Origin of the sequence: Pseudovibrio sp. Ad37 (assembly GCF_001623075.1) — a bacterium.
Taxonomy (GTDB): Bacteria; Pseudomonadota; Alphaproteobacteria; order Rhizobiales; family Stappiaceae; genus Pseudovibrio.
On sequence record NZ_LMCF01000052.1, the window covers coordinates 1 to 20,491 of the forward strand.

The window sequence follows — 20,491 nt, forward strand, 5'->3', positions numbered from 1 at the left end:
CCTTGGTTGGCACAAAGCCAGCAGACGAACCTGCTAGATGAGAGCTGTTCGCCTGCTGGATTTGTGCCAACCAAGGTGGGTCAATTTTAAATGATGATGCCGGATCAATTTTGAACGCTCATTGACAATCGAAACCATCAATCTCAAAGAATTTCGCAATGTCACTTGGGTGCGCGTGCATACGGATGCGGGCAGTTTTGGTCTGGGTGAGACCTTTTATGGCTCAGATGCCGTTTGCGGGTTCATTCACGAAACACTGGGAAATGAGCTGATTGGCCGTGATCCAACTCAGATTGATGCCATCTCCCGCCTGCTGCTCAACCCCATCTGCGGTTTCAACTCTACGGGTGCGGAAATGCGAGCCGCCTCTGCCATTGATATTGCCCTGTGGGACCTTGCGGGCAAAACCCTCGGCGTGCCGGTGCATCAGCTGCTGGGTGGCAGAAGCCGCGACAAGATCCGCGCTTACAACACCTGCGCAGGTTACGAGTACGTAAAGGACAAGCAGGTCAACACCACAGAGGACTGGAGCACGGACTCTGTCGCTCAAGGCCCCTACGAGGATCTGGAGGCCTTTCTCTCTGATGCGGGCACTCTGGCGAAAAGCCTGCTGGATATGGGCTTCCGCGGCATGAAAATCTGGCCGTTTGACCAGTTCGCTGTCAAAACCAACGGCACGTACATCTCGCCGGAAGATCTGGAGGCTGGCTTGCGCCCCTTCAAACAGATCCGTGACGCGGTTGGTGATGTCATGGACATCCATGTGGAGCTGCACAGTGTGTGGAACTTGCCCATGGCCGAAAAGATTGCTCGTGCGCTGAAGCCCTACAACGTGTTCTGGCTGGAAGACCCGATCAAGATGACCAACGTGGATGCATTGGCAGAATACGCCCGCCGTGCTGAGACTTGGGTCACCGCCAGCGAAAACCTGGCCACACGCTGGTCTTTCCGCGAGCTGTTTGAAAAGCGCGCAACAGATGTCTGCATGCTGGATATCGGTTGGTGCGGCGGCCTGACAGAAGCCAAGAAGATCGCCACCATGGCAGAAACCTACGAGTTGCCCGTCGCGCCACATGATTGCACCGGGCCAGGGCTTTTGACTGCTGCCGTGCACCTGTCCATCAACCTGCCCAATGCGCTGGTTCAGGAGATGGTGCGGGCATTCTACTTCGGCTGGTACAGCGAGTTGATGGAAGGCCTGCCAGTATTCGAAAATGGCTACCTGCTTGCCCCAACCGCACCGGGCCTTGGCATCTCGCTCTCCCCAAAGGTCTTTGAGCGCAGCGACGCAACAATCCAGATGACGGGTTCAAATAACAGTTAGATTGCACCTGTCACGACTATGAGCGCCCGCTGGACATTAAGTCTGTCCTGCGGGCCTTCACCCATTGTGCTTGTTACACGCTGGTCTGTGAGCTTACTCGTTGACTTCCTGAAGCGGTTTCTCACCCACTGCAATCTCAGGCATAGTATCTGTCAGCAGTTTTCCAGCCACTGCAATATTATCATATGAATGTTCCTCAAGATGAATCACGAGGTGGTCTCTGGCTAAACCTGTTGTGGTGCAAAATGCTTCGGTTAAAGCTGCAACACAGGCAGCTTTCTTTTCACGACTAAGACGAGAGGAATAAACAACAATATGAGGCATGACTTGTACTCCTTAAAATCAAGGCACTTTGAAGTATAAGGCAGCCTATTTTAAAGTGCTACAGAAGCACGCTTGGGAATATGTCTTGGGCAATCCCACTCAAGTGCTTTTGTTTTAATAGTAATCGCGCGCTCAGGATCAGCCTTATAGTTTGCAGGCATGAGATCCATGACAAACTCCCGGTCTTCCTCCAGGGAGGTAATCTGTGCCTCACCCCAGATTTTCAGCCTCTGCTGTGTTTCATAGTCCACCAGTATGAGAGACACGCGGGCGTTTTGAGAGATGTTCCCAGCACTGAGATATTGCCGGTTGCCGCGATAGTCGGCATACGCAAAATGCTGGTCATCCAGCACCTTCAAAAAACCTCTTGGCCCGCCTTTAAACTGCACATACGGCCAGCCGGTCTGCGAGACTGTTGAGAGGTAGAACCCATCCATGCGGCTGATAAATGCAGCGTGGTCGGACTCTATTAGGTGGCCAGTCAGCTCCTCCCCTTCAAGAAACTCGGCATAAGCGTCTTTGGTGCCATAGCGGTCCTGAAAAGATTGAGCAGCAGGCGTAAAGGCAATCTGGGCAAAGGCTTTGGGCATGAAAACTCCCGAGAGATCTAATGAATATCTTTGAATATGGGAGCTGGAACTGAAAATACGAAGGTCCTTTGGGTAGAAGGAGCCGTCGCATTGCTCTGGGGGGAGCGGGAGGAACTGGGATAGGTCCGCAGTGTTCTAAAAAGGCCAAGTCGATGGGGCCGTGCTTGGCACTCTAAGCGGATGGACGCGTTCCTCCGGTGGAGCTCGTTATAAGTTCATTTCGGACAAACCCGGGTGGTGATCCGGGCGGCGACCAAAGGGCCAGGCAAACAGGCGTTCGCTTTCGTTGATCTCCGTGTCGGTGATGCAGGTGATCCGCTTTTTCATCAAGCCGCTGGCGTCAAGCTCCCAGCTCTCATTGCCGCAGGAGCGGAACCACTTGTTGTGTATGGTGCGCCATTCACTGACAATGCGAATTGAGAAACGGTTTTTGTTAAAACTCCAAAGCTCTTTGATGTGCCGGTAATGGAGCTGGGTCTTCCATTTGGCGGAAAGGAAACCCATAATCTGTGGCCGGCCTTCGATCGTCTGGTTCCGGTCATGCCACATGCAATCGCGAGACAGGTTTCGGATAACAATAGTCGGGCAGCGTGAGTTCCACGCATCCTCCGCAGCTCTTACCTTTGCGAGTGCCGCATCTTCCGTCAGGGGGCGCATAGATAAGTTGAGCATATTGTTACCTCTTATTGTTTACTGATCGGTACAGTTGCTGATTGCTAAGGTGTACCGATCTGTTCATTTGGTCAATTCACCAAATCGCGAGGTGTGTGATGCCCGTCACGAGACTTAGCAAAGCCCTTTGATTTTGCGGCTAAAATGAATTCCCTTGTTCGGCCATATTTTTTTCGTTATATGTACTGATCAGTAAACCCAGAGGTTGGTATGCGCAAAAATAAACGAGATGAACTCGTACAACAGGCGATGGAAACCTTCTACAGAAACGGATTTCACGCAACGGGCATGGATATGTTGGTCGCGGAATCCGGCATCTCCAAAACCTCCATGTACAAGCATTTCAAAAGCAAGGATGAATTGATCCTTGCTGCGCTGAAGCTGCGTGAGGAGCAGTTTCACAACTGGTCTGCACAGCGGGTTGCTGAGCTGGCGAGCGAACCCAGAGATCAACTGCTTGCGCTGTTTGATGTGCTGGATGAGTGGTTCAAGGAAGACACCTTCAAGAGCTGCATGTTCATCAAAGCCAGCTCGGAATACCCGGAACCTGACCACCCCATTCACCAGCAAACCGTTGAACAGCGAAATGCCATGTATGAGGGTGTGTTGACTCTGGTTGAAGCGGCTGCTCTGAAAAATCCGGAAGCGTTGGCGCGGCAACTGCTTATGCTACAGGAAGGCGCGATCATTACCGCGCATTTTGGCAACAGCAAAGACCCGGCAGGCGAAGCGAAACAAGCAGCCAAAGCGTTGATTGACGCTGCTTCCTGACAGCTACGCCCCGCAAAATATAATCGCCTCCTCCCAGGATGTAAAAGACGGTTTGAGTACTGTGCGGTCCCAGGCATGCGACCTTGCACCTGCAAGACTTACTCTGCGGAAAATATTTGCGTATACATATGAATATGTTTAGCGTGGTCCCTGAGAAATCTTACGGGACGGTTGGTTTCTCATATTAAAAACGTCCACTTTCTGGGAGGGAGAAAGAGGGATGCTGACCAAAAGCATATTGGAAGACCTTGGCACAAAACTGATTACTGGAGATGTGGAGGTGATTGACCTGTCAGGTCGATTAGGGCCAGAAACTCCCATTTTACAACTGCCGCCTGACTTCGCCAAAAACACGCCGAAAGTGGAGATTCATAAGATCTCCGAGTATGATGCGGACGGACCGTTCTTTGCGTGGAACTGGATGAAGCTGGGAGAGCACTCCGGTACACATTTTGATGCGCCGCATCACTGGATCACCGGAAAAGACTATGCAGATGGATATACCGACACCATCTCACCGCAAAATTTTGTTGCACCTGTCAACGTGATTGATTGCTCCGCCGAGACTGCTGCAAACCCGGATTTCCTGCTGACGGCTGACCGTGTGAAAGAGTGGGAAGCTGAGCATGGATCGATCAATGCTGGCGAATGGGTTGTCATGCGCAGCGATTGGTATCACCGCAACACCGATGAAGCGAAGTTTCTCAATGTAGATGAGAATGGGCCGCACTCACCGGGGCCAACCGTTGATTGCATTGAGTATATCCTCTCCAAAGGTATTCTGGGTTGGGGCAACGAATGCATCGGCACGGATGCAGGATGCGCCGGAGGGATGGAACCACCCTACCCTGCGCACAACTTGCTGCACGCCGCCAACCGCTATGGCCTCGCCAGCCTCGCCAATCTGGACAAACTGCCCCCAAAAGGCGCTATCTTGATCGCCGCTCCACTCAAGATCGCCGATGGCACCGGCAGTCCGATCCGTGCACTCGCACTGGTTTCTGCGAGCTAGCGAAATACTGTGAAACGCGCTGATCGGCAGTGGTTTGAAGGCTGCTGCCGGTCAGTTTGCATCTTGAGAAAAAGGTTGTTCCAGCTCGAGAATATTGCCCTCGGGGTCTCGCAGGTAGATGATCAGGTGTGGTTTGTTAGGTGTGCCGAAATCTGTAATCTCGCCCAACTGGCTCCCACCAGCTGCGATGGTTTCAGCGCGAGTAGAGTGGATGTCTGGCACCTGAAACGAAAGATGACCGAAGCCGGGCTCATTCACTTGAGGTAGGCACCGATCCTGTGTGGCCTTATGCTGGTGAAGCTCAAGAAAAGGAGCGTCGCACTCTGGAAATTTAAGCCAGATCGAGAGGATCTCAGAATTTGGTAGCCCATTGCCTCTGGAGACCTTCTCACCCGACAACACTTTGGCAGGCCGTAGGTATTCGCAGTTGAAGACCTCTTGGTAAAACGCGGCAAGCGCCTTTGCGTCTTTTGTGACAAGGTTGATGTGCGTCAGTTTCATATCGCAGTTACCGTAGTTGTTCCAAAATGCGGGTGATGGCCTCGATCACATAGCGCAGCTTGTCTTTCATCACGTTATGTCCGCTGCCTTTGGCGAACAGGCTGCTGCGGTTTGGGGAGGTCGCGACGAAATTTGCGTGGGCCTTGCGCATTTGGCTGACGATCCTCTCGTCCTGTACCCATGACGTTTCTGCGAGGATGTCGATGACAGGCAGATGCTCAGGAATGCTCACCGTGCGCATGCGTTTCGCTGTGGCGGGATATGCTTTCACCACCGGAATGATTGCTTTTGCGAGTTCCGGTGCTGCTTCTTCGAGTGCCTCGAAACGCGGTGTGTACTCTGCAAGGACGAAGTCGACCAGCTGCTGGCTCATATCCGCCGGGATGCCTGCATCTACAAAAACAAGGCCTTTCACCTGCTCCCTATCCTTGGCCAGTAGGCTTGCGATATATCCACCATAGGAGTGAGCCACGAGGATTACAGGGCCGCTTACACCGTGTGCCGTCAATGCTGCTTGCAAATCTTCAGCTTCGCCTTCAACGGTGTACGCCCCTTCCCATAGTGGGCTGTTGCCTAAACCGGCGCGGTCATAGATCACGGTTTGAACACCCACCTTGCGCAAGTGTGGTTCAATGTCTTTCCAAACCGAGGCATCACTTCCATTCCCACTGATGAAGATGATGGTTGGGCTACCCTCCCCTTTAGCTTCCAGCCATAACGGAGCCGACAAAGCTGCGGTTGAGAAGAGTACCGCGAGGAAAGCGCAGCAGATGTAGGAGAGAAACTGGCGGAGTATCAGCACAACAACAACTTTCTTGAAACTAAAAATCTTAGAGCAATACGGCCATAACATCGCATTTTCCGGGTTGTTTCAATGGTGTTGTGAAAGCTTGAGATGAGGAGAGTGTATGTCCCTCTCCAACGCGTTCCTTGAATATAGTTGATAAGCTATATTGTAATGATGCTATATAGCCTACTGCCTATATGTTATTTACATGAGCTTGATTGAAATCCTTAAAACTCTCGCCAATGAGAACAGGTTGACCATTCTGGAGTGGCTTCAGGACCCTGAGGCGCATTTTCCGCCGCAGAAGCATGGCGACCTGATTGAGCATGGGGTTTGTCTGGGAGCAATCGCTCGAAAACTCGGCATTTCTCAGCCCACAGCAACCAACCATATGAAGGTGCTGGTGAATGCCGGCCTGGTGACGCTCACGCGCAACAGCAACTGGGTGTATTTTCGCGTAAACAAGGAGACTGTTTCTCTCTTTCTGGATGATCTTCAAACCAAGATCGCCCCACAAAAATAACTCGCCGACGCAACCTGCAAGCTGATCCTCTTAGGCTGATGGCCTTCTCCCACCTCCCCTGATCTTCAGCGGATTGCTCTTGTGCCGCGAGCCCTACTATTCGTTCCTCATCCAATTATGACTGGAATACAGAGTGAAAAGCTCCGTTTTTGTGTTCTTTGGCTCCATGTTTGGTTCTCGTTTAGGAGACCAACTGCTGCTTTTCGTCGTTCCTCTTATTGTCTTCCAAACCACTGGCAGTGTGTCGCTTTCCGGCCTTGCCTTTGCTGCTGAAACGCTGCCGCGCATTCTGTGCTTTCCCGTCTGCGGAATTATGGCAGACCGTTTTTCTCCCGTCACATTGATCCGCATTTCTCAGGCAGGCCGCTCACTGGTCTGTGCCCTTGGCCTTGTTGGCCAATATTTTATGCCTCACGTGGGCTGGATTGTTACCATTGCGGCCCTCTCAGGCGTGCTCACCACGCAAGGGTTCATGGCTCGCGAAGTGATGTTGCCGCAAATCTTCAAAGACGTGACCTTCACCAAAGTGCAGTCCTACGCGCAGAGTGTTGACCAGATTTGCATCGTGTTGGGGCCGGTTATTGCCGCGGCTCTGTTCAACGTATTCGGCTGGGAAATTGTCGTGGTCATGTCAGGCGCACTGTTTGTCAGTGCCGATGCGCTCATCTCCATCTGGCGTCGTCTCAGTGACGTGGAGCTGAAAGAGGCCAAGCCGCTGGACGGGCATTGGACCAAGCCACTCCGCATTGCGCTCAACCATCTGTTTTATCTGCCGGGGCTGAAGCGCATTGTGGCGCTCACTGCGCTGGTCAATCTGGTCTTCGGTGTCACACTGGCAACCTTTGCCAGTATGGTCACTGGCCTTTATGAGCAGTCCGAGGAATTCTACGCGCTGCTGCAATCCGTTGGGGCGATTGCCACTTTTGCTGTTTTGCTGATCACAGGCGCGAGTCGTCTTAAGCTGACCCACATCGGTATCATCTCCTACAGCGGGTTGGTTGTTGGCGGTGTGATCACTGGGTTCACGAGCAACTACTGGATTTACCTGTTGGGGTACTGTGTGATCCTTGGCTTTGACAGCATGTTCAACGTCTACATCCGCAGTGCACGGCAGAAGATCATTCCGCCAGATGATTACGGTAAGACGGTTGGTGTGATCATCCTGTTCAACAACTTCACTCTGCCCCTTTCCGGCTTGTTCGTTGGTTTCGTCACCTCGGTTGAATACACCGGATGGCTGGTACTCGCCCTTACTGCGTTCATTGCGTGTGCGGGACTGGCACTCAGCCTTGTTGGCGGCTCTGTGCAACAAGCAGAGGTTAGCGAAACACAATAGACCCGAGCCACATACTGACGCCACACCCCTGAATTGCCATGGGTGCGGCGGTTTCTTTGGTGCGCGTAACCACTTCACCATGCTGCGCCCTTATGGTGTCTGAAGTGCTTCTTAACGGAGGCACTGGGGACCAAAGGTACTTGCAAGGGTGAGTTTTATGCCAGCCGACTCCAGCCTGCCAGATCAACCGGAAAGCTCTGGCCCGTTCTTCTCCAAGTGGATGAAAGAGGGCCGTGAGATCATTCCCGGCCTTATCATTGCAACGGTGATCGCCATTGCCGCGCGTTATATCTCCGAGCATCAGGGCGGGCCGGTGATGCTTTACGCCCTGCTCATCGGTATGGCCGTGCATTCTATTTATGAGGATGGAAACTGCCAGGCAGGCCTGAGTTTTGCGGCTAAAAAGGTGCTGCGACTGGGCGTGATCCTGCTTGGCCTGCGCGTCTCCTTTGCACAGATCCTTGCGCTCGGTTGGCAAACGCTGGCTCTTGTGATCCTCTCGGTGCTGGCCATGCTGTTTGTTGGCCTTGTGGTGGCTCGGTTACTCGGTCGCTCCGCCAGTTTTGGATTGCTGACAGGAGGCGCTGTTGGCATTTGCGGAGCATCTGCTGCGCTGGCAATTTCCTCCGTATTGCCAAACTCCAAGGAAAACGAACAAAACACGCTGTTCACGGTCATTGCCGTAACAGCCCTCTCAACCCTCGCGATGATCCTTTACCCCAGCATCGGACAGATGTTCGGCCTTACCGATGTGCAGCTCGGCATCTTCTTTGGCGCGACCATTCATGATGTGGCGCAGGTGGTGGGTGCTGGGTTCGCGGTGTCAGACAGCGCAGGTGAGATTGGCACTGTGGTCAAGCTGATGCGGGTGATGATGTTGCTGCCGGTGATTTTCATCATCTCTGTGTGGTCCGCCAAGTGGTTGCACACCAAAAACAACGCCGCAACGACTGCTCTGCAGACCAAAGCCCCTGTCCCTTATTTCGCCTTCGGGTTTGCAGCACTGGTTGTGGTGAATTCACTGGGCTGGATACCTGAGACACCGCGCCTGATCCTCGTCGATGCTTCCACCTGGTGCCTCGTCATTGCGATCTCAGCACTTGGAGTCATGACCACCCTGAAAACCCTCGTCAGCCTCGGCCACCAGCACCTGTTTGTTATCGTCGCGGAAACACTACTGCTGCTTGGCGGTATCGTTCTTGCGATCAAGTATCTGCTTTAGAGCGTTTTGGAATGCGCTGCCAATAGACGAACACGTAGCCTGCGGTGCAGGCAAGGCCGATGAAGATGAGGAAACCTTCGAGCATTGTAACTGACGGCGTTGCGATGACGGGCATGAGCAAAATGGCTGTGCTGGTGCCAGCCAAATAGCTGATGAGGGTGGCGCCAACAGGGAGCCTGAGCCGTGTTCTTCTGAGAATGAGATGAAAGACAATGGCAGCCGGTAGAGCGGGCCCTGCAATGAAAGGGATGATCGTTGTGAGCGGGATCCTGTCTTGCAGGATATACAAGATCACAAAGCCGACAGGAGGAAAAATAGCAATCAGGTAGAAAGTGAGACAGGCCGTGATGCCTGCGAGTGCCAGCGCAAAAAGATAAACCGGATACCCTCGCAAAAACTCGAGAATCTTGCTCTTTGTCATGCCACTCATATTTTTCTCCTGAAGACAACAAAGCAATGATTGAATTGCGCAATGACGTCCACTCTGTGCACTCAAATATGTTGTTTGTTACTAACTTTAGTCTCTACGCAAAACTCCTGAATTCGCTGATGCAATTCGTGGTTCTGCGCGTTATAAGTTACTGGTGCAAGTTTAGGGGTGACACGCGGGAGGTGTGCGCCGCTTTAATCAATTTTGGGGAGGTCCCGCCACATCCGGCGGGTCTATAACAAGACGTATAGGTTCACAATATGGATACACGCGCCGCTGTTGCTTATAAAGCCGGAGCCCCTCTTTCCATCGAGACAGTTCAGCTGGACGGCCCGAAGCCTTTTGAGGTTCTGGTTGAAATCATGGCAACAGGTATCTGTCATACAGACGCCTTCACCTTGTCCGGAGATGACCCGGAAGGTCTGTTCCCGGCCATCTTAGGCCACGAAGGCGCAGGCATTGTGCGCGAAGTGGGCAAAGGCGTTACCTCGCTGAAGCCGGGTGATCACGTGATACCGCTTTACACACCGGAATGCCGCGAGTGTGAGTACTGCCTTAACCCGAAGACCAACCTGTGTCAGTCTATCCGTTCCACACAGGGTGCAGGCGTAATGCCAGACGGGTCCAGCCGCTTCTCCATCAATGGTGAAAAAATCCACCACTACATGGGCACCAGCACCTTCTCCAACTTCACCGTTCTGCCTGAGATTTCTCTGGCGAAGATCCGCAAGGACGCGCCGTTTGATAAGGTTTGCTACATCGGTTGTGGTGTGACCACAGGTGTTGGCGCCGTGATCAACACAGCAAAGGCTGAGCCAGGCTGTAAGGCTATTGTGTTTGGTCTTGGCGGTATTGGTCTTAACGTTGTGCAGGGCCTGCGTCTGATCGGTGCTGACCAGATTGTTGGTGTTGACCTCAACCCAGGCAAAAAGGCGCTTGCAGAACAGTACGGCATGACTGACTTCGTCAACCCGAAGGAAGTTGAAGGTGATCTGGTTCCTTACCTTGTTGATCTGACTGGCGGCGGTGCGGATTACACCTTTGAGTGTATTGGCCACCCAACCACCATGCGTCAGGCGCTTGAGTGCAGCCACAAAGGCTGGGGCGAAAGCATCATCATCGGTGTTGCTGGCGCAGGTCAGGAAATCTCCACCCGTCCATTCCAGCTGGTGACAGGTCGTTCCTGGAGAGGCACTGCATTCGGCGGCGCGCGTGGTCGTACGGATGTGCCGAAGATCGTGGACTGGTACATGGATGGCAAGATCGACATTGACCACATGATCACCCACACCATGCCGCTGGATGAGATCAACACTGCGTTTGATCTGATGCATGAAGGCAAGTCCATCCGTTCGGTTGTGACGTTTTAAGCCATACTCTGGGTTTTCGTATTGATAAGGTCTAAGCGGACTTCTGTTCTGCTTAGGCCTTCATTTTAATGCGTATTCTTATTTGGAAACCGGAACCGTTTTTCGGGAATGCGCTGTAAGAGAGCTATTATGATTGAGCTGATCCAAAGCTGGCGCTGTTTTGATGGCGAGCAGCGTGTTTATCGCCATGACAGCAAGTCCACTGGCACCCCGATGGAATTTGCGGTGTTTCTGCCGCGCCGTGCCCTGAATGGCGAAGAGTGTCCAACCCTGATGTTCCTCTCCGGTCTCACCTGCACTTGGGAAAACATGGTCTCCAAAGCAGGCAGCCAGCGTGCAGCCGCAGAGATGGGCATGATCATCGTTGCACCGGATACATCTCCGCGCGGCGATGATGTGGCGGATGATGATGGCTGGGACATGGGCAAAAGCGCTGGCTTTTACCTGAACGCCACGCAGGAGCCGTGGGCCAAGCATTACCGAATGGAAGAGTACGTTACTCAAGAGCTGCCGGAGATTTTGGAAGAACACTTCCCGATCGACCTGAGCGCTCTGGGCCTGACTGGTCATTCCATGGGTGGTCATGGGGCATTGACCCTTGCGCTAAAAAATCCGGGCCTGTTCAAAAGCGTGTCCGCGTTTGCACCAATCGTGAACCCAATTAACTGCCCGTGGGGTGAGAAGGCCTTCTCTGGTTACCTCGGTGAAGATCGTTCCACCTGGGCAAATTATGATGCCTGTGAACTGGTTAAGTCCCGCGGCTGGAAAGGCCGTATCCTGATCGATCAGGGTTCAGCTGATGGGTTCCTGGAAGAGCAGCTGAAACCTTGGGTCTTTGAGAAGGTTTGCCGCGATGAAGGCGTTGATCTGACCCTGCGCATGCATGGTGGGTACGATCACAGCTACTATTGCATTGCGTCCTTTATGCAGGACCATATTGCCTGGCACTATGACGAATTGGTTTAGTCGTTAACCTATACTAGACCATTGAGGCGCTTGTAGTTTGCGGGCAATAGGGTTAGGTAGCTGCAATAATTTGGAGGGTCCTGCCCTCCCTAAACAGAAAATAGCCAGAGGAACAGATGTCCGAATTCATCCAGAAGATCGTATCCGGAATCAACGGCAAGCTTGATGGCGTCGATATGTCAAAGTCGATCGCGCTCAACATCAAGGATGAGGGCTTCATCTTCGTCGACGAGAACGGCGCGCGGGCAGAAGAAGCAGAGGCTGATTGCACAATCTCTTGCTCTGCGAAGACCTTCAAAGGCTTGGTGGATGGTTCCGTCAACCCTATGACAGCTGTGATGATGGGTAAGATCAAGATCGGCGGCGACAAGATGGTTGCCATGAGCCTTGGCAAAATCCTCGGCTAAGCAAATATAGCGTCAGTCCGCGTTGCCGTGGACTGACGCCTTTAATTCCCTCCTCCTCATGGCTCATAGAGCCTCTTCAAATTCCATTTTAAAATTGCGATATCGCCACGTTTCCTTGAGAGATCAAGCACATGAAACTTTCGTAGCCATTCGCGTACTGATTACAGTTTTCGAAAGATCAACAGGACTGTGCGGATAGGTAATTAAGTGTTTTATGGCTCACTGCGCTCTAATAAAACCAGAGAGCTGTAGTCATGAAAAATGGTATTGACGACGAAAATCAGTTTGATCCGGTTGCAGATATTCTTTCCAGTTTTTTTGAACTCAACAACGCTTTAGACTTGGAAGCTGCAGGCAAGTTTGATGAAGCAGCAGAGGCTTTTGAGCACATTCTGCGCAATGATCCAGAAGATAGTATTGGTGCTTCACTTCATTTGGCAGCTATTGGCAAAGGCAATGTACCCAGCTGTATGCCCGAGGCTCATGTACTGATGCTGTTTGGCCAAATGTCTGAGACCTATGACAAAAGGCTACTGGAAGGCCTGAGATACGCCCTCCCTGAAAAAGTTAAGGAGAGAATGGCTGCGCTTGAGGTTGGACCTTTCAAGCGAATGCTGGACCTTGGTTGTGGAACAGGACTCTGCTGTGAGGTGCTCAAGGATCAGGTCACACACACAATCGGTTTAGACCTTTCTGCTGAGATGCTTGAGAAAGCAAGAGAGAAAGAGATTTATGATGTCTTGCATCAAGGTGAGATCACTCAGTTTCTGAAGCAAAGCCGTTTTGAACCCTGGGACCTTGTGATCTCTACAGATGTCATTCCATACAATGGAACTTTGGATGAGATGTTTTTAAATATTGCCCGGAACATGGCTCCCGGTGGTATTTTCCTCTTTTCAACGGAGACCCAGCCGGAAGAGGCATTTGGCGGCCAGCCTTATCTCATGGGGAAGTACTGTCGCTATGCCCACTCGCAGGATTACCTTGAGTACCTGCTGAAGCAGAACAATCTCGAACTCCTTGATCGGACTGAAATGGTCCTACGTCTGGAACAAGGACATCCAATCACCGGTCAGCTGGTGATTGCAAAGAAAAAAGACCCGAAATAGCTTCAAAAACTCTATGGCAGTGAACAGAAGTGCGGTCGGGCGGAAACCAAAGAGCATTATTCAGGCAAGAGTAGATCAGGATACTCTGAACCTCCTTCCCGTTGTTCTATGAAGGCTTGAAAAAGGACTGACTCCAAGTCATGGTCGATGCAGGAGACATGGATGCTGCTCAGATTTCGACATTGCAAGAATTAGTGGGCGAAGCCCTGATTATTGAGGGTGAACATGAGTAGTGTCTTTCCATTTTGGAAGACGTGTTCACAGGCCATATTGTCAGGCTCCTGAAAAAGGAAGAAGGCCAGAAGGTTATTGATGACTACATCCATGAAGATTTTAAAATTGGAGAGGCGATTCAAACAGGTGTGATCAGTCACGACAACACCGCGAACAATCGCCAGAATGTTATTGAAAGAATTTAAATGAGTGCAGACCAACTCATCTTGTATTGCATAGCTATTTTCTCTGTGTCGATTATCCCCGGTCCCAGTATGGCGCTTGCGTTTGCTGAGGGCGCCCGGGGAGGCGTGAACGGTGTTGTTCCGCCTGCGCTGGGGAATGTCACCGCCTCTTTAGGGCAAGCCCTGATTGCCTTTTTCGCCTTCCGCTCCGTGGTGTCGCTGGAACCCCGGGTTCTGCTTAGCGTGCAGGCTGTTGGAGCGCTGTATATCGCTTATATCGGCTACATCTTTATTCGCCACGGCAGCAGCTTTCGGTTGGATACTGCGGGACCGGAAAAACAGCTTTCCAAAGCGACAGAGGGATTTCAGACTGGATTTCTCATTGCCTTCTTCAACCCCAAAGCGATCTTGTTTTTGTGGCGTTGTTTCCGCAGTTCGTTAACAGCGAAATTGTAGCAAGCGTTGGGGCGTTGAGCTCTGTTTTTCTGCCCATCGGTCTGATCGCTCTGATCTGCTTTTTAGCCTACGGTTTTCTGGGACAGCTCTCGCTTCAGGTCTTTGATGAAAGTAAGGTGTTCAACTGGGTCGTGCCGGGCTTGGGTGGCTTTTTGTTGCTAACAGCGACACTGGGCCTTCTGGATGCAATCGGCCAGATTTTCTGAGTGCAGAAGAACAGTGGCCATGTTAGCTGACCTAATCTCTCAGAACTGCCTGCGCTGCTTTGCCTTTCAGCTGAAGGGTGAGGCAACGCACGGTGCCGCCCAGCTTACACACTTTGTTGGCTGGCACCGGAATAACCGTCTTGCTGGTGTTGGCTTGGATGGTCTCCAGCACATCATCGCTGTTCTGGTCGCCAAAATGCGGCATGTAGATGAATTTGCTGGTCATCGTCGCGTTGACGTTGACCCCGCAGGCGCTAAACAGATCGTCCTCATCCCACATGGCGTTCACTTCGACAATCTTGATGCCTGGAAATGACGACTCCAGTTCCTCGGTGATCTCGGTCCTCATGGGATCATCGTAGCGGTTGAGGATGATGGTGTTTTCTTCCGCAAACATCACCATGCCATCGCTGTGGGCCATCACCTCTTCATCGGGAGGCAAGATCGCGATTTCCTTTGCGTTCAGCAGTTCCTTCAACACAGCCTTGCCGTCTTCATAGGACAGGTCATTGTCTTCCAGAAACCGCGTTGTGGTGATCACCCGGCCTGCGTGGTTATCAACGATATTACCGCCATCCAACAGGTAGTCGGTTCGAGCAAATGTCAGCCCCTTCGCATTGGCAAAGGCGTTGAAGCCGCCCTGCATTTCATCTGCGACCACCTGATCACCTTCAAAGGTGGCGGGGTATAGCGGAACTGAACCGGTTTGCCTGGGTTGATGACGGCGTAATCCCGCGCCCAAATGTGCGGGAGATAGTCATTGATAAGGACCTCGTCCGGCACCTTGCCTTTGAAGTAAGACCGTGTCTGCGCATCTACAACGATCCGTACCTCGTCGTTGCCATAAACAGCATTTGCATAGGCGATGTCGAAATCCACGATACCCTGAAACAGCGCTGCATACTCTGGATCATCGTAGGTATCGGCAATGGACGGCGCTGCGATGAGGATCAGGTCCTGATCAGACGCTAAGGCCGCTGTGAAATGACCGTTCGTCAGCAAAAAGCTCACGTTCACAAGCAACGTATAGGCCATTAACTGGAGTTTCGATTTGAGGTTTTTCATGTGTGCTCCAGCTGGTCCATCAGTGCCTCACTTGTAAAAACAGGTGAGTGAACGTGCGATGATCATTTCGTTTGAATGTAAAAGGCCCTGCATAACCAATGGAATGCAGGGCCTCTTCAAGTCATTGCGCTCCTAAGAGGCATAGTGCTTAGGCGGCGCGAATGTCATCCATAAAGGAGTTGATGGTTTTGCGCAGGAGCGCTGCGTTGGATGCAACTGCCTGCGAAGCGTCAAGCACCTGAGAGGCCGCTTCCTGCGTTTCCGTCACTTTCACAGACACCTCGCTCACGTTGTGTGCTGCGCTGCGAGTACCCTGTGCTGCCATCTGAACGTTCTCACTGATCTCCATCGTCGCGGATCCCTGCTGTTCAACGGCATTGGCGATGGAGGTGGCGTGTTTGTTCACTTCGCTCATTGTGTCGCTGATGCCGACAATGGCTTCCACTGTCTCCTTGGAGGAGTTCTGGATGCCTGAGATCTGAGCGGAGACTTCCTCGGTTGCCTTGGAGGTCTGGGTTGCCAGCTCCTTAACCTCGGAGGCTACAACTGCAAAGCCTTTGCCCATTTCACCAGCACGTGCTGCTTCAATGGTTGCGTTGAGCGCCAGCAGGTTGGTCTGCTCTGCAATATCGCGAATGAGGTTGACGACTTCGCCGATTTTCTGCGCTGCGCTGTCAAGCGCCTGAACCTTCTGGCTGCTTTCTTTTGCTCCACTGGTTGCGGCACCCACCACACGGTTGGTCTCACCCAACTGGCGGCTGATCTCTTGGCCCCATCGGAAGGTTTGTTCGTAGGATCCCGTTAATGCGGAACAAACAAAGAACGTTGAATGTATAGTGTCATCTTGCCCACTTTCTCGTCGCGTTGAGGTGCAATGGCCGGGCAATTTTGCGCTCCGCTGCCCCAGAATACCAGTCGAAGTCACCGGTCAAGATGATATGTTCCCAGCCGAGTGGGGACGTGTGGCTGAGGAGCTTTGGATCAGGGATTTGGCCCTGCTGGTTCAAGTGCACGGCAGCTTTGTCCATGTAGAGTGTGTTCCAGAACACGATGGCCGCGATGACCATGTTGAGAGCCATGGCGCGTTTTTGTTGTGCCTCATCTGAACGATCATAAATCCGGCCCTGAGAATGGGCAAACACAGCCTTGGCCAACGTATGCCGTGCCTCACCTTTGTTGAGACCAGCCTGGCATTCTCTACGCAGTTCCGGATTCTCCATCCAATCCAGCATGAATAGGGTACGCTCAACGCGGCCAATCTCGCCGAGCGCCAGGTAGAGCCGATTTTTCTGCCGGTATCCGCCAAGTTTCCGCAATGTGGTCGATGGTTTGATCGCCTTAGTTTTAGCGCTGCCTGCCAACCGGATGGCATCACCCCAATGCTGAGTGATGACATCGTCCTTGATAGGGTTGCCCATCAGCGGTGCCAAGAACGGCCACTGGCGTGGTGATCCGAAGCAGGCCAGCTTTCGATCTGGGAAGTCGCGCAACCGAGGTGCAAATTTTAGGCCGAGCAAGTGGAACAGTGCGAAGACGTGATCCGAGACGCCCCCGGTGTCGGTGTAATGGATGAGTGGATTGAGCAGCATGGGATTGCCGACCAGTCCATCCAAAACAAAAGGTGCTTCACCTGCTGTCGCACCGATCACAGATGAATGGAACGATCCATAGCGGCCAGACAAGAAGGAGTAAATTTTTAGCCCAGGGTCAGGGCCGTACTTGGCATTGATCAAGCCACTTCCTCGATTGGCTGCAAAGAACTGCCCGTCTGAGGACGTGTTACAGACCTCGCCCCAATGAGCTGCGAACGGCAGATCATGATGGCCATCTACAATTCTGGCCAGTGCATCGGCGTAGGTTTCAGGCCGCAAATACCACATATTTCCCCATGTCAGCTGGGAATGACTGACATGTTTGGATGCATGTGCCATTCGTTCGAGACCAAGATTACTCGCTCCGGCCAAAATGGTGGCAAGCAACACCGCAGGGTCTTCGTGATTGCGGCCTGAGCGTAAGTCAGTGAAGGCATTCAGGAACCCTGTATGTGCATTGACTTCCCACAGTAAATCCGTGATCCGGATGCGCGGCATGATAGCGTCCATCGCACGTTCTAAACGGATGGCCTCCGGCGGTGTGTCAGCTTCATGCGGTGTGATCCTCAACCGTCCTTTTTCCAAACGTACGCCTTCCAACTGGCCGCGCTTCAGCTTACGCTCGATGTCAGAAAGCCTATGATTCAAAACTTGGCGGCGATCCTGGAGCCATGCCTCGGGGTCTGTCTCCAACCCCTGTGTCCTCAGTTCTGCCTCCGCTGTTTCACGAGGAATCAGATAGCTATCAAAGCGCCGATAGTCCTGGCTTCCTTCCACCCAGACATCACCAGCGCGTAACCGATCTCTCAAGGTGGCCACCACAGCGGTTTCATAAATTCTGCGCTTGGGCTTCCCGTTTTGAATAATCAACTTTGGCCAGTGCTTAGCAGGGAACGGCATCTGAGCATCTGCGGGTAGCTTGCGCTTGCCGGTTTTGTTGTGATCCTTTAGCAAATTGATAGCCGCTTGCAAATCCTGCCCGGCTTCCGGCGCACTGAACGCAAATGTATCGAGAAAGGCCGGGGCGAACTTGCGCATATAGGCATAGCGTTCCGTCGCGAGTTCCAGCGGATCCCCCGTGGCCAATTCGCCAAAAGTAGCAATTTCTTCACGATGTTGCAGCAGGCGCTGCCAACCAATCTCCCCATCAAGAGCTTTGAATGGGTCAGCGCCAACCTCATGAGCTTGGGCCATTGTATCAATCGTATTGCCGAACAATTGCATCAGGCGACCAACACGCGCCTTTCCCATGGCCCAAACCTGATCCTGTTTGTTTTTTGAGCGCGTGAACAACTGGCCAGTAAGGCGTTCAAACATTGAGATGGCCGCATCAGTCAGCGTAATTTGAAGATCGAGTAGTTGTGCCGCAACTGTCGCAACTCGGCGGCGTTCGCCAAAATCATTTAGTAGGCTGAGCGGTGCGATAGCACCTTCCCGCGCAAACTTTGTAAGCCGCGCTGGGTGGATATCCTGGCCCAAATCAGGGGGCAGGTTCAACTCCCTGAGATATCGAATGCGGGCCAGCAAAGCATGCATGCTGGCCGGGCTTGTGGAATGAGGATAGCTGCGAAGCCAGGTCAAACGCGACTGCCCAACCCCAGGGTCATTGGTCAATAGATTTTGTAATGCCGTTCGATGATCCAAGTTCAACCCATCAAAAATACCGGCAGCTGCTTGCCGTCGCGCGCCAGCCCTGCCTTTCAAGGCAATGCGTTCTAGCGTGTCCGTGCTAGGTAAAACCAAACGCTGTTCACGCAATCCCGAGCACAGGGTGATCACGATATCCTGACCATGGTCTGTCGCAAAAGCCGCCTTACGTGCAAGCTGTGTGGCAATTTCGAAGTGGGTGGCTTGGAAAGGGTATAAACCAAGATGACGCATGGCGACTTGATGGTGCTCTGAATTGATTTTGCGGCGGTGGGCATACTCAGTCAGATCAACGTTCGGCATGGCCAATTGTTCCGCCAGCCATGAGATAAATGGCTTCGGCAGAACTGCCCCATCAATCCAGCCTTGGCCAGGATGTCTGAGCAACGCGATGTGTATTGCAAGGCCAAGACGATTTTCATCTCGCCGCCGGGTCCGGATCAAACCGTGATCTTCCCGGCTTAGAGTGTAAAAGCGCGTCAGTTGTTTTGGGCTTTCAGGAATCCCGAAGAGCTCTTGCCGGGTTTTTGCTGTCAGCAGGGATCGTCGTGCCATATGTGTGTCCTCAAAATGGTATTGATCATTTTGAGACATTGCTTAATATAAAGACGAATAATGAGACAAGTTTCACGGTAGAAAATCCGCTTACCTGTGAGGCCAGAAATCTGTCTCTAAATCGAACAAATAAAAGACAGGAAGCAGAATGCAGTTGGAAGAGTTTGTAAAACAAACTTTGTTGGACATAACGAACGGCGTTGCCGCTGTTCAGAATGAGGCACTTTTATATGTGGCTCCTGGCTTCGTGGAAAATGAAAGAAAAACCGAACCTCAGTTCGTGAAGTTCGAGGTGGTGGTTACTGTAAACCAAGAAGCCGGTGGTGGAATAAAGGTCTGGTCCTTGGGGGATGCCAAGGCAAATCTGTCATCAGAGAAAACAAATCGCATAACATTCGATGTTCCGGTCTATTTTCAAGCACCTACCGATCGGAATCCAAAGCACTTCTCGAACCAAGAAAATAAAAACAAATGAAATCGCGGCAGGGAGACATCCTCGGTTACGCGCGTGTTTCAACCGCGGATCAAGACCTTACGGTCCAGATCGCACGTTTGAAAGACGCCGGAGCAATTCGTATTTTCGAGGATGTCGTTTCCGGCAAACAGTTTGACCGGCCTGGATTATCTGCCCTGTTAGAACAGGCTCGCCCTGGCGACAGCCTTGCCATCACGCGACTGGATCGACTGGGGCGCTCTCTTAAAGAACTGTTGCTAACCGTAGAGAACCTGAAAACTCAAGACATCGGGTTGATCAGCCTCGAAGAACGCATCGATACGACATCCGCTGCTGGTGAACTGATTTTCCACGTGTTTGGAGCTATCGCCCATTTCGAACGGCGACTGATCTCCGAACGCACAAAAGATGGTATCAAAGCTGCCAGATTGCAGGGTAGAAGACCCGGGCGACCGCCCCTTGACACTGAAACCGTTTTGGCACTCCAAAATCTTGTTCAGGCTGGGATGACTGCCGGGCAAGCTGCAAAACAGCTCGGCATCGCAAGATCAACCGCTTACAGATTGATCAAAGAAACCGCCCAACTATAGTTGTTCCTACATTGTTCCGCCTTAACGGGATCCTACGAACAAACCTTCCGATGGGGCCAGTTTCAACCTGGGGATGCGCTTCAATTTGACTGGAGTGAAGAACATGTTGTGCTGGGCGGTGTTGCTCAGAAGATAAAGGTTGCCCATTTCCGTCTGTGCCACAGCCGTAAACCCTTTGTGTTTG

The 20,491-nt window shown here is 52.3% G+C and carries 24 protein-coding genes; 14 read left to right on the top strand and 10 right to left on the bottom strand.

What is annotated here, in order from left to right:
- The first annotated feature begins 121 nt into the window (after positions 1-121).
- On the top strand, positions 122-1,324 hold the full coding sequence (locus PsAD37_RS11120; RefSeq protein WP_063296213.1) for a mandelate racemase/muconate lactonizing enzyme family protein: 1,203 nt from the start codon (positions 122-124) through the stop codon (positions 1,322-1,324).
- Between the two features lie 93 nt (positions 1,325-1,417).
- Here the strand turns inward: PsAD37_RS11120 and PsAD37_RS11125 are convergent, their stop codons facing one another.
- The 3 genes from PsAD37_RS11125 to PsAD37_RS11135 form a co-directional block, all read right to left on the bottom strand.
- Complete coding sequence (locus PsAD37_RS11125) at positions 1,418-1,648, bottom strand: tautomerase family protein (RefSeq protein WP_063296214.1); 231 nt, start codon at positions 1,646-1,648, stop codon at positions 1,418-1,420.
- Between the two features lie 50 nt (positions 1,649-1,698).
- Positions 1,699-2,238 (bottom strand): pyridoxamine 5'-phosphate oxidase family protein, encoded by a 540-nt coding sequence (locus tag PsAD37_RS11130; RefSeq protein ID WP_063296215.1) that lies wholly within the window; start codon positions 2,236-2,238, stop codon positions 1,699-1,701.
- 207 nt (positions 2,239-2,445) lie between these two features.
- On the bottom strand, positions 2,446-2,910 hold the full coding sequence (locus tag PsAD37_RS11135) for a DUF1348 family protein (RefSeq protein ID WP_063296216.1): 465 nt from the start codon (positions 2,908-2,910) through the stop codon (positions 2,446-2,448).
- 210 nt (positions 2,911-3,120) lie between these two features.
- Between PsAD37_RS11135 and PsAD37_RS11140 the strand changes: the two genes are divergently transcribed.
- Both PsAD37_RS11140 and PsAD37_RS11145 read left to right on the top strand, forming a co-directional pair.
- A complete protein-coding gene (locus PsAD37_RS11140) occupies positions 3,121-3,681 on the top strand; it encodes a TetR/AcrR family transcriptional regulator (protein WP_063296217.1) in 561 nt (186 codons plus the stop codon).
- 220 nt (positions 3,682-3,901) lie between these two features.
- Positions 3,902-4,693 carry a cyclase family protein gene (locus PsAD37_RS11145; protein WP_063287543.1) on the top strand — a complete coding sequence of 264 codons (792 nt, stop codon included), beginning with the start codon at positions 3,902-3,904 and terminating at the stop codon, positions 4,691-4,693.
- Positions 4,694-4,744: 51 nt separating this feature from the next.
- On the opposite strand, the gene PsAD37_RS11150 is transcribed toward PsAD37_RS11145, so the two are convergent.
- Together PsAD37_RS11150 and PsAD37_RS11155 are read right to left on the bottom strand one after the other, a co-directional pair.
- Positions 4,745-5,194 carry a VOC family protein gene (locus PsAD37_RS11150; RefSeq protein WP_063296218.1) on the bottom strand — a complete coding sequence of 150 codons (450 nt, stop codon included), beginning with the start codon at positions 5,192-5,194 and terminating at the stop codon, positions 4,745-4,747.
- 7 nt (positions 5,195-5,201) lie between these two features.
- Positions 5,202-6,047 carry an alpha/beta fold hydrolase gene (locus PsAD37_RS11155; RefSeq protein ID WP_084407726.1) on the bottom strand — a complete coding sequence of 282 codons (846 nt, stop codon included), beginning with the start codon at positions 6,045-6,047 and terminating at the stop codon, positions 5,202-5,204.
- 142 nt (positions 6,048-6,189) lie between these two features.
- On the opposite strand from PsAD37_RS11155, the gene PsAD37_RS11160 reads away from it, so the two are divergent.
- From PsAD37_RS11160 to PsAD37_RS11170, 3 genes are all read left to right on the top strand, one after another.
- Positions 6,190-6,504, top strand: coding sequence for a helix-turn-helix transcriptional regulator (locus tag PsAD37_RS11160; RefSeq protein ID WP_063287545.1), 315 nt, complete (start codon positions 6,190-6,192; stop codon positions 6,502-6,504).
- A 133-nt stretch (positions 6,505-6,637) separates the two neighbouring features.
- Positions 6,638-7,840, top strand: coding sequence for an MFS transporter (locus PsAD37_RS11165; RefSeq protein WP_084407727.1), 1,203 nt, complete (start codon positions 6,638-6,640; stop codon positions 7,838-7,840).
- Positions 7,841-7,997: 157 nt separating this feature from the next.
- Positions 7,998-9,062, top strand: a complete 1,065-nt coding sequence (locus PsAD37_RS11170; RefSeq protein WP_063296219.1) for a YeiH family protein — start codon at positions 7,998-8,000, stop codon at positions 9,060-9,062.
- On the opposite strand, the gene PsAD37_RS11175 is transcribed toward PsAD37_RS11170, so the two are convergent.
- On the bottom strand, positions 9,046-9,492 hold the full coding sequence (locus PsAD37_RS11175; RefSeq protein WP_063296220.1) for a hypothetical protein: 447 nt from the start codon (positions 9,490-9,492) through the stop codon (positions 9,046-9,048). The two genes, PsAD37_RS11170 and PsAD37_RS11175, sit on opposite strands and share 17 nt — an antisense overlap.
- 260 nt (positions 9,493-9,752) lie before the next feature.
- Between PsAD37_RS11175 and PsAD37_RS11185 the strand changes: the two genes are divergently transcribed.
- The 6 genes from PsAD37_RS11185 (at position 9,753) to PsAD37_RS11210 (ending at position 14,404) form a co-directional block, all read left to right on the top strand.
- Positions 9,753-10,862 (top strand): S-(hydroxymethyl)glutathione dehydrogenase/class III alcohol dehydrogenase, encoded by a 1,110-nt coding sequence (locus PsAD37_RS11185; protein ID WP_057461388.1) that lies wholly within the window; start codon positions 9,753-9,755, stop codon positions 10,860-10,862.
- Between the two features lie 129 nt (positions 10,863-10,991).
- On the top strand, positions 10,992-11,828 hold the full coding sequence (gene fghA, locus PsAD37_RS11190; RefSeq protein WP_063296221.1) for an S-formylglutathione hydrolase: 837 nt from the start codon (positions 10,992-10,994) through the stop codon (positions 11,826-11,828).
- Positions 11,829-11,944: 116 nt separating this feature from the next.
- On the top strand, positions 11,945-12,235 hold the full coding sequence (locus tag PsAD37_RS11195) for an SCP2 sterol-binding domain-containing protein (RefSeq protein WP_063296222.1): 291 nt from the start codon (positions 11,945-11,947) through the stop codon (positions 12,233-12,235).
- A gap of 254 nt (positions 12,236-12,489) precedes the next feature.
- A complete protein-coding gene (locus PsAD37_RS11200) occupies positions 12,490-13,344 on the top strand; it encodes a class I SAM-dependent methyltransferase (protein ID WP_063296223.1) in 855 nt (284 codons plus the stop codon).
- A 419-nt stretch (positions 13,345-13,763) separates the two neighbouring features.
- On the top strand, positions 13,764-14,198 hold the full coding sequence (locus tag PsAD37_RS11205) for a LysE family translocator (RefSeq protein WP_063296224.1): 435 nt from the start codon (positions 13,764-13,766) through the stop codon (positions 14,196-14,198).
- A gap of 14 nt (positions 14,199-14,212) precedes the next feature.
- Positions 14,213-14,404 (top strand): hypothetical protein, encoded by a 192-nt coding sequence (locus PsAD37_RS11210; RefSeq protein ID WP_063296225.1) that lies wholly within the window; start codon positions 14,213-14,215, stop codon positions 14,402-14,404.
- Between the two features lie 31 nt (positions 14,405-14,435).
- On the opposite strand, the gene PsAD37_RS28715 is transcribed toward PsAD37_RS11210, so the two are convergent.
- The 4 genes from PsAD37_RS28715 to PsAD37_RS11225 form a co-directional block, all read right to left on the bottom strand.
- Complete coding sequence (locus PsAD37_RS28715; RefSeq protein ID WP_208991829.1) at positions 14,436-15,065, bottom strand: agmatine deiminase family protein; 630 nt, start codon at positions 15,063-15,065, stop codon at positions 14,436-14,438.
- The gene (locus PsAD37_RS28720; protein WP_208991830.1) at positions 15,008-15,469 is read right to left on the bottom strand and encodes a hypothetical protein; all 462 of its coding nucleotides are present in this window, start codon (positions 15,467-15,469) and stop codon (positions 15,008-15,010) included. Before PsAD37_RS28720 ends, PsAD37_RS28715 begins: the two co-directional genes overlap by 58 nt.
- Positions 15,470-15,617: 148 nt before the next feature.
- A complete protein-coding gene (locus PsAD37_RS11220) occupies positions 15,618-16,220 on the bottom strand; it encodes a methyl-accepting chemotaxis protein (protein WP_208991831.1) in 603 nt (200 codons plus the stop codon).
- 88 nt (positions 16,221-16,308) lie between these two features.
- Positions 16,309-19,263 carry a Tn3 family transposase gene (locus tag PsAD37_RS11225; protein ID WP_063296226.1) on the bottom strand — a complete coding sequence of 985 codons (2,955 nt, stop codon included), beginning with the start codon at positions 19,261-19,263 and terminating at the stop codon, positions 16,309-16,311.
- Positions 19,264-19,411: 148 nt separating this feature from the next.
- Between PsAD37_RS11225 and PsAD37_RS11230 the strand changes: the two genes are divergently transcribed.
- The gene (locus tag PsAD37_RS11230; RefSeq protein WP_063296227.1) at positions 19,412-19,738 is read left to right on the top strand and encodes a trypco2 family protein; all 327 of its coding nucleotides are present in this window, start codon (positions 19,412-19,414) and stop codon (positions 19,736-19,738) included.
- Positions 19,735-20,307 (top strand): recombinase family protein, encoded by a 573-nt coding sequence (locus PsAD37_RS11235; protein WP_063296228.1) that lies wholly within the window; start codon positions 19,735-19,737, stop codon positions 20,305-20,307. Before PsAD37_RS11230 ends, PsAD37_RS11235 begins: the two co-directional genes overlap by 4 nt.
- The last annotated feature ends 184 nt before the right edge of the window (positions 20,308-20,491 follow it).

What these genes read in the sequence shown, in the direction of transcription:
- PsAD37_RS11235 (WP_063296228.1), top strand. Translation starts at nt 19,735, where the DNA reads ATGAAATCGCGGCAGGGAGACATCCTCGGTTACGCGCGTGTTTCAACC.
- PsAD37_RS11155 (WP_084407726.1), bottom strand. Translation starts at nt 6,047, where the DNA reads ATGTTATGGCCGTATTGCTCTAAGATTTTTAGTTTCAAGAAAGTTGTT.
- PsAD37_RS11225 (WP_063296226.1), bottom strand. Translation starts at nt 19,263, where the DNA reads ATGGCACGACGATCCCTGCTGACAGCAAAAACCCGGCAAGAGCTCTTC.
- fghA (WP_063296221.1), top strand. Translation starts at nt 10,992, where the DNA reads ATGATTGAGCTGATCCAAAGCTGGCGCTGTTTTGATGGCGAGCAGCGT.
- PsAD37_RS28720 (WP_208991830.1), bottom strand. Translation starts at nt 15,469, where the DNA reads ATGAAAAACCTCAAATCGAAACTCCAGTTAATGGCCTATACGTTGCTT.
- PsAD37_RS11140 (WP_063296217.1), top strand. Translation starts at nt 3,121, where the DNA reads ATGCGCAAAAATAAACGAGATGAACTCGTACAACAGGCGATGGAAACC.
- PsAD37_RS11125 (WP_063296214.1), bottom strand. Translation starts at nt 1,648, where the DNA reads ATGCCTCATATTGTTGTTTATTCCTCTCGTCTTAGTCGTGAAAAGAAA.
- PsAD37_RS11170 (WP_063296219.1), top strand. Translation starts at nt 7,998, where the DNA reads ATGCCAGCCGACTCCAGCCTGCCAGATCAACCGGAAAGCTCTGGCCCG.
- PsAD37_RS11185 (WP_057461388.1), top strand. Translation starts at nt 9,753, where the DNA reads ATGGATACACGCGCCGCTGTTGCTTATAAAGCCGGAGCCCCTCTTTCC.
- PsAD37_RS11135 (WP_063296216.1), bottom strand. Translation starts at nt 2,910, where the DNA reads ATGCTCAACTTATCTATGCGCCCCCTGACGGAAGATGCGGCACTCGCA.
- PsAD37_RS11195 (WP_063296222.1), top strand. Translation starts at nt 11,945, where the DNA reads ATGTCCGAATTCATCCAGAAGATCGTATCCGGAATCAACGGCAAGCTT.
- PsAD37_RS11130 (WP_063296215.1), bottom strand. Translation starts at nt 2,238, where the DNA reads ATGCCCAAAGCCTTTGCCCAGATTGCCTTTACGCCTGCTGCTCAATCT.
- PsAD37_RS11200 (WP_063296223.1), top strand. Translation starts at nt 12,490, where the DNA reads ATGAAAAATGGTATTGACGACGAAAATCAGTTTGATCCGGTTGCAGAT.
- PsAD37_RS11175 (WP_063296220.1), bottom strand. Translation starts at nt 9,492, where the DNA reads ATGAGTGGCATGACAAAGAGCAAGATTCTCGAGTTTTTGCGAGGGTAT.
- PsAD37_RS11150 (WP_063296218.1), bottom strand. Translation starts at nt 5,194, where the DNA reads ATGAAACTGACGCACATCAACCTTGTCACAAAAGACGCAAAGGCGCTT.
- PsAD37_RS11145 (WP_063287543.1), top strand. Translation starts at nt 3,902, where the DNA reads ATGCTGACCAAAAGCATATTGGAAGACCTTGGCACAAAACTGATTACT.
- PsAD37_RS11160 (WP_063287545.1), top strand. Translation starts at nt 6,190, where the DNA reads ATGAGCTTGATTGAAATCCTTAAAACTCTCGCCAATGAGAACAGGTTG.
- PsAD37_RS11205 (WP_063296224.1), top strand. Translation starts at nt 13,764, where the DNA reads ATGAGTGCAGACCAACTCATCTTGTATTGCATAGCTATTTTCTCTGTG.
- PsAD37_RS11230 (WP_063296227.1), top strand. Translation starts at nt 19,412, where the DNA reads ATGCAGTTGGAAGAGTTTGTAAAACAAACTTTGTTGGACATAACGAAC.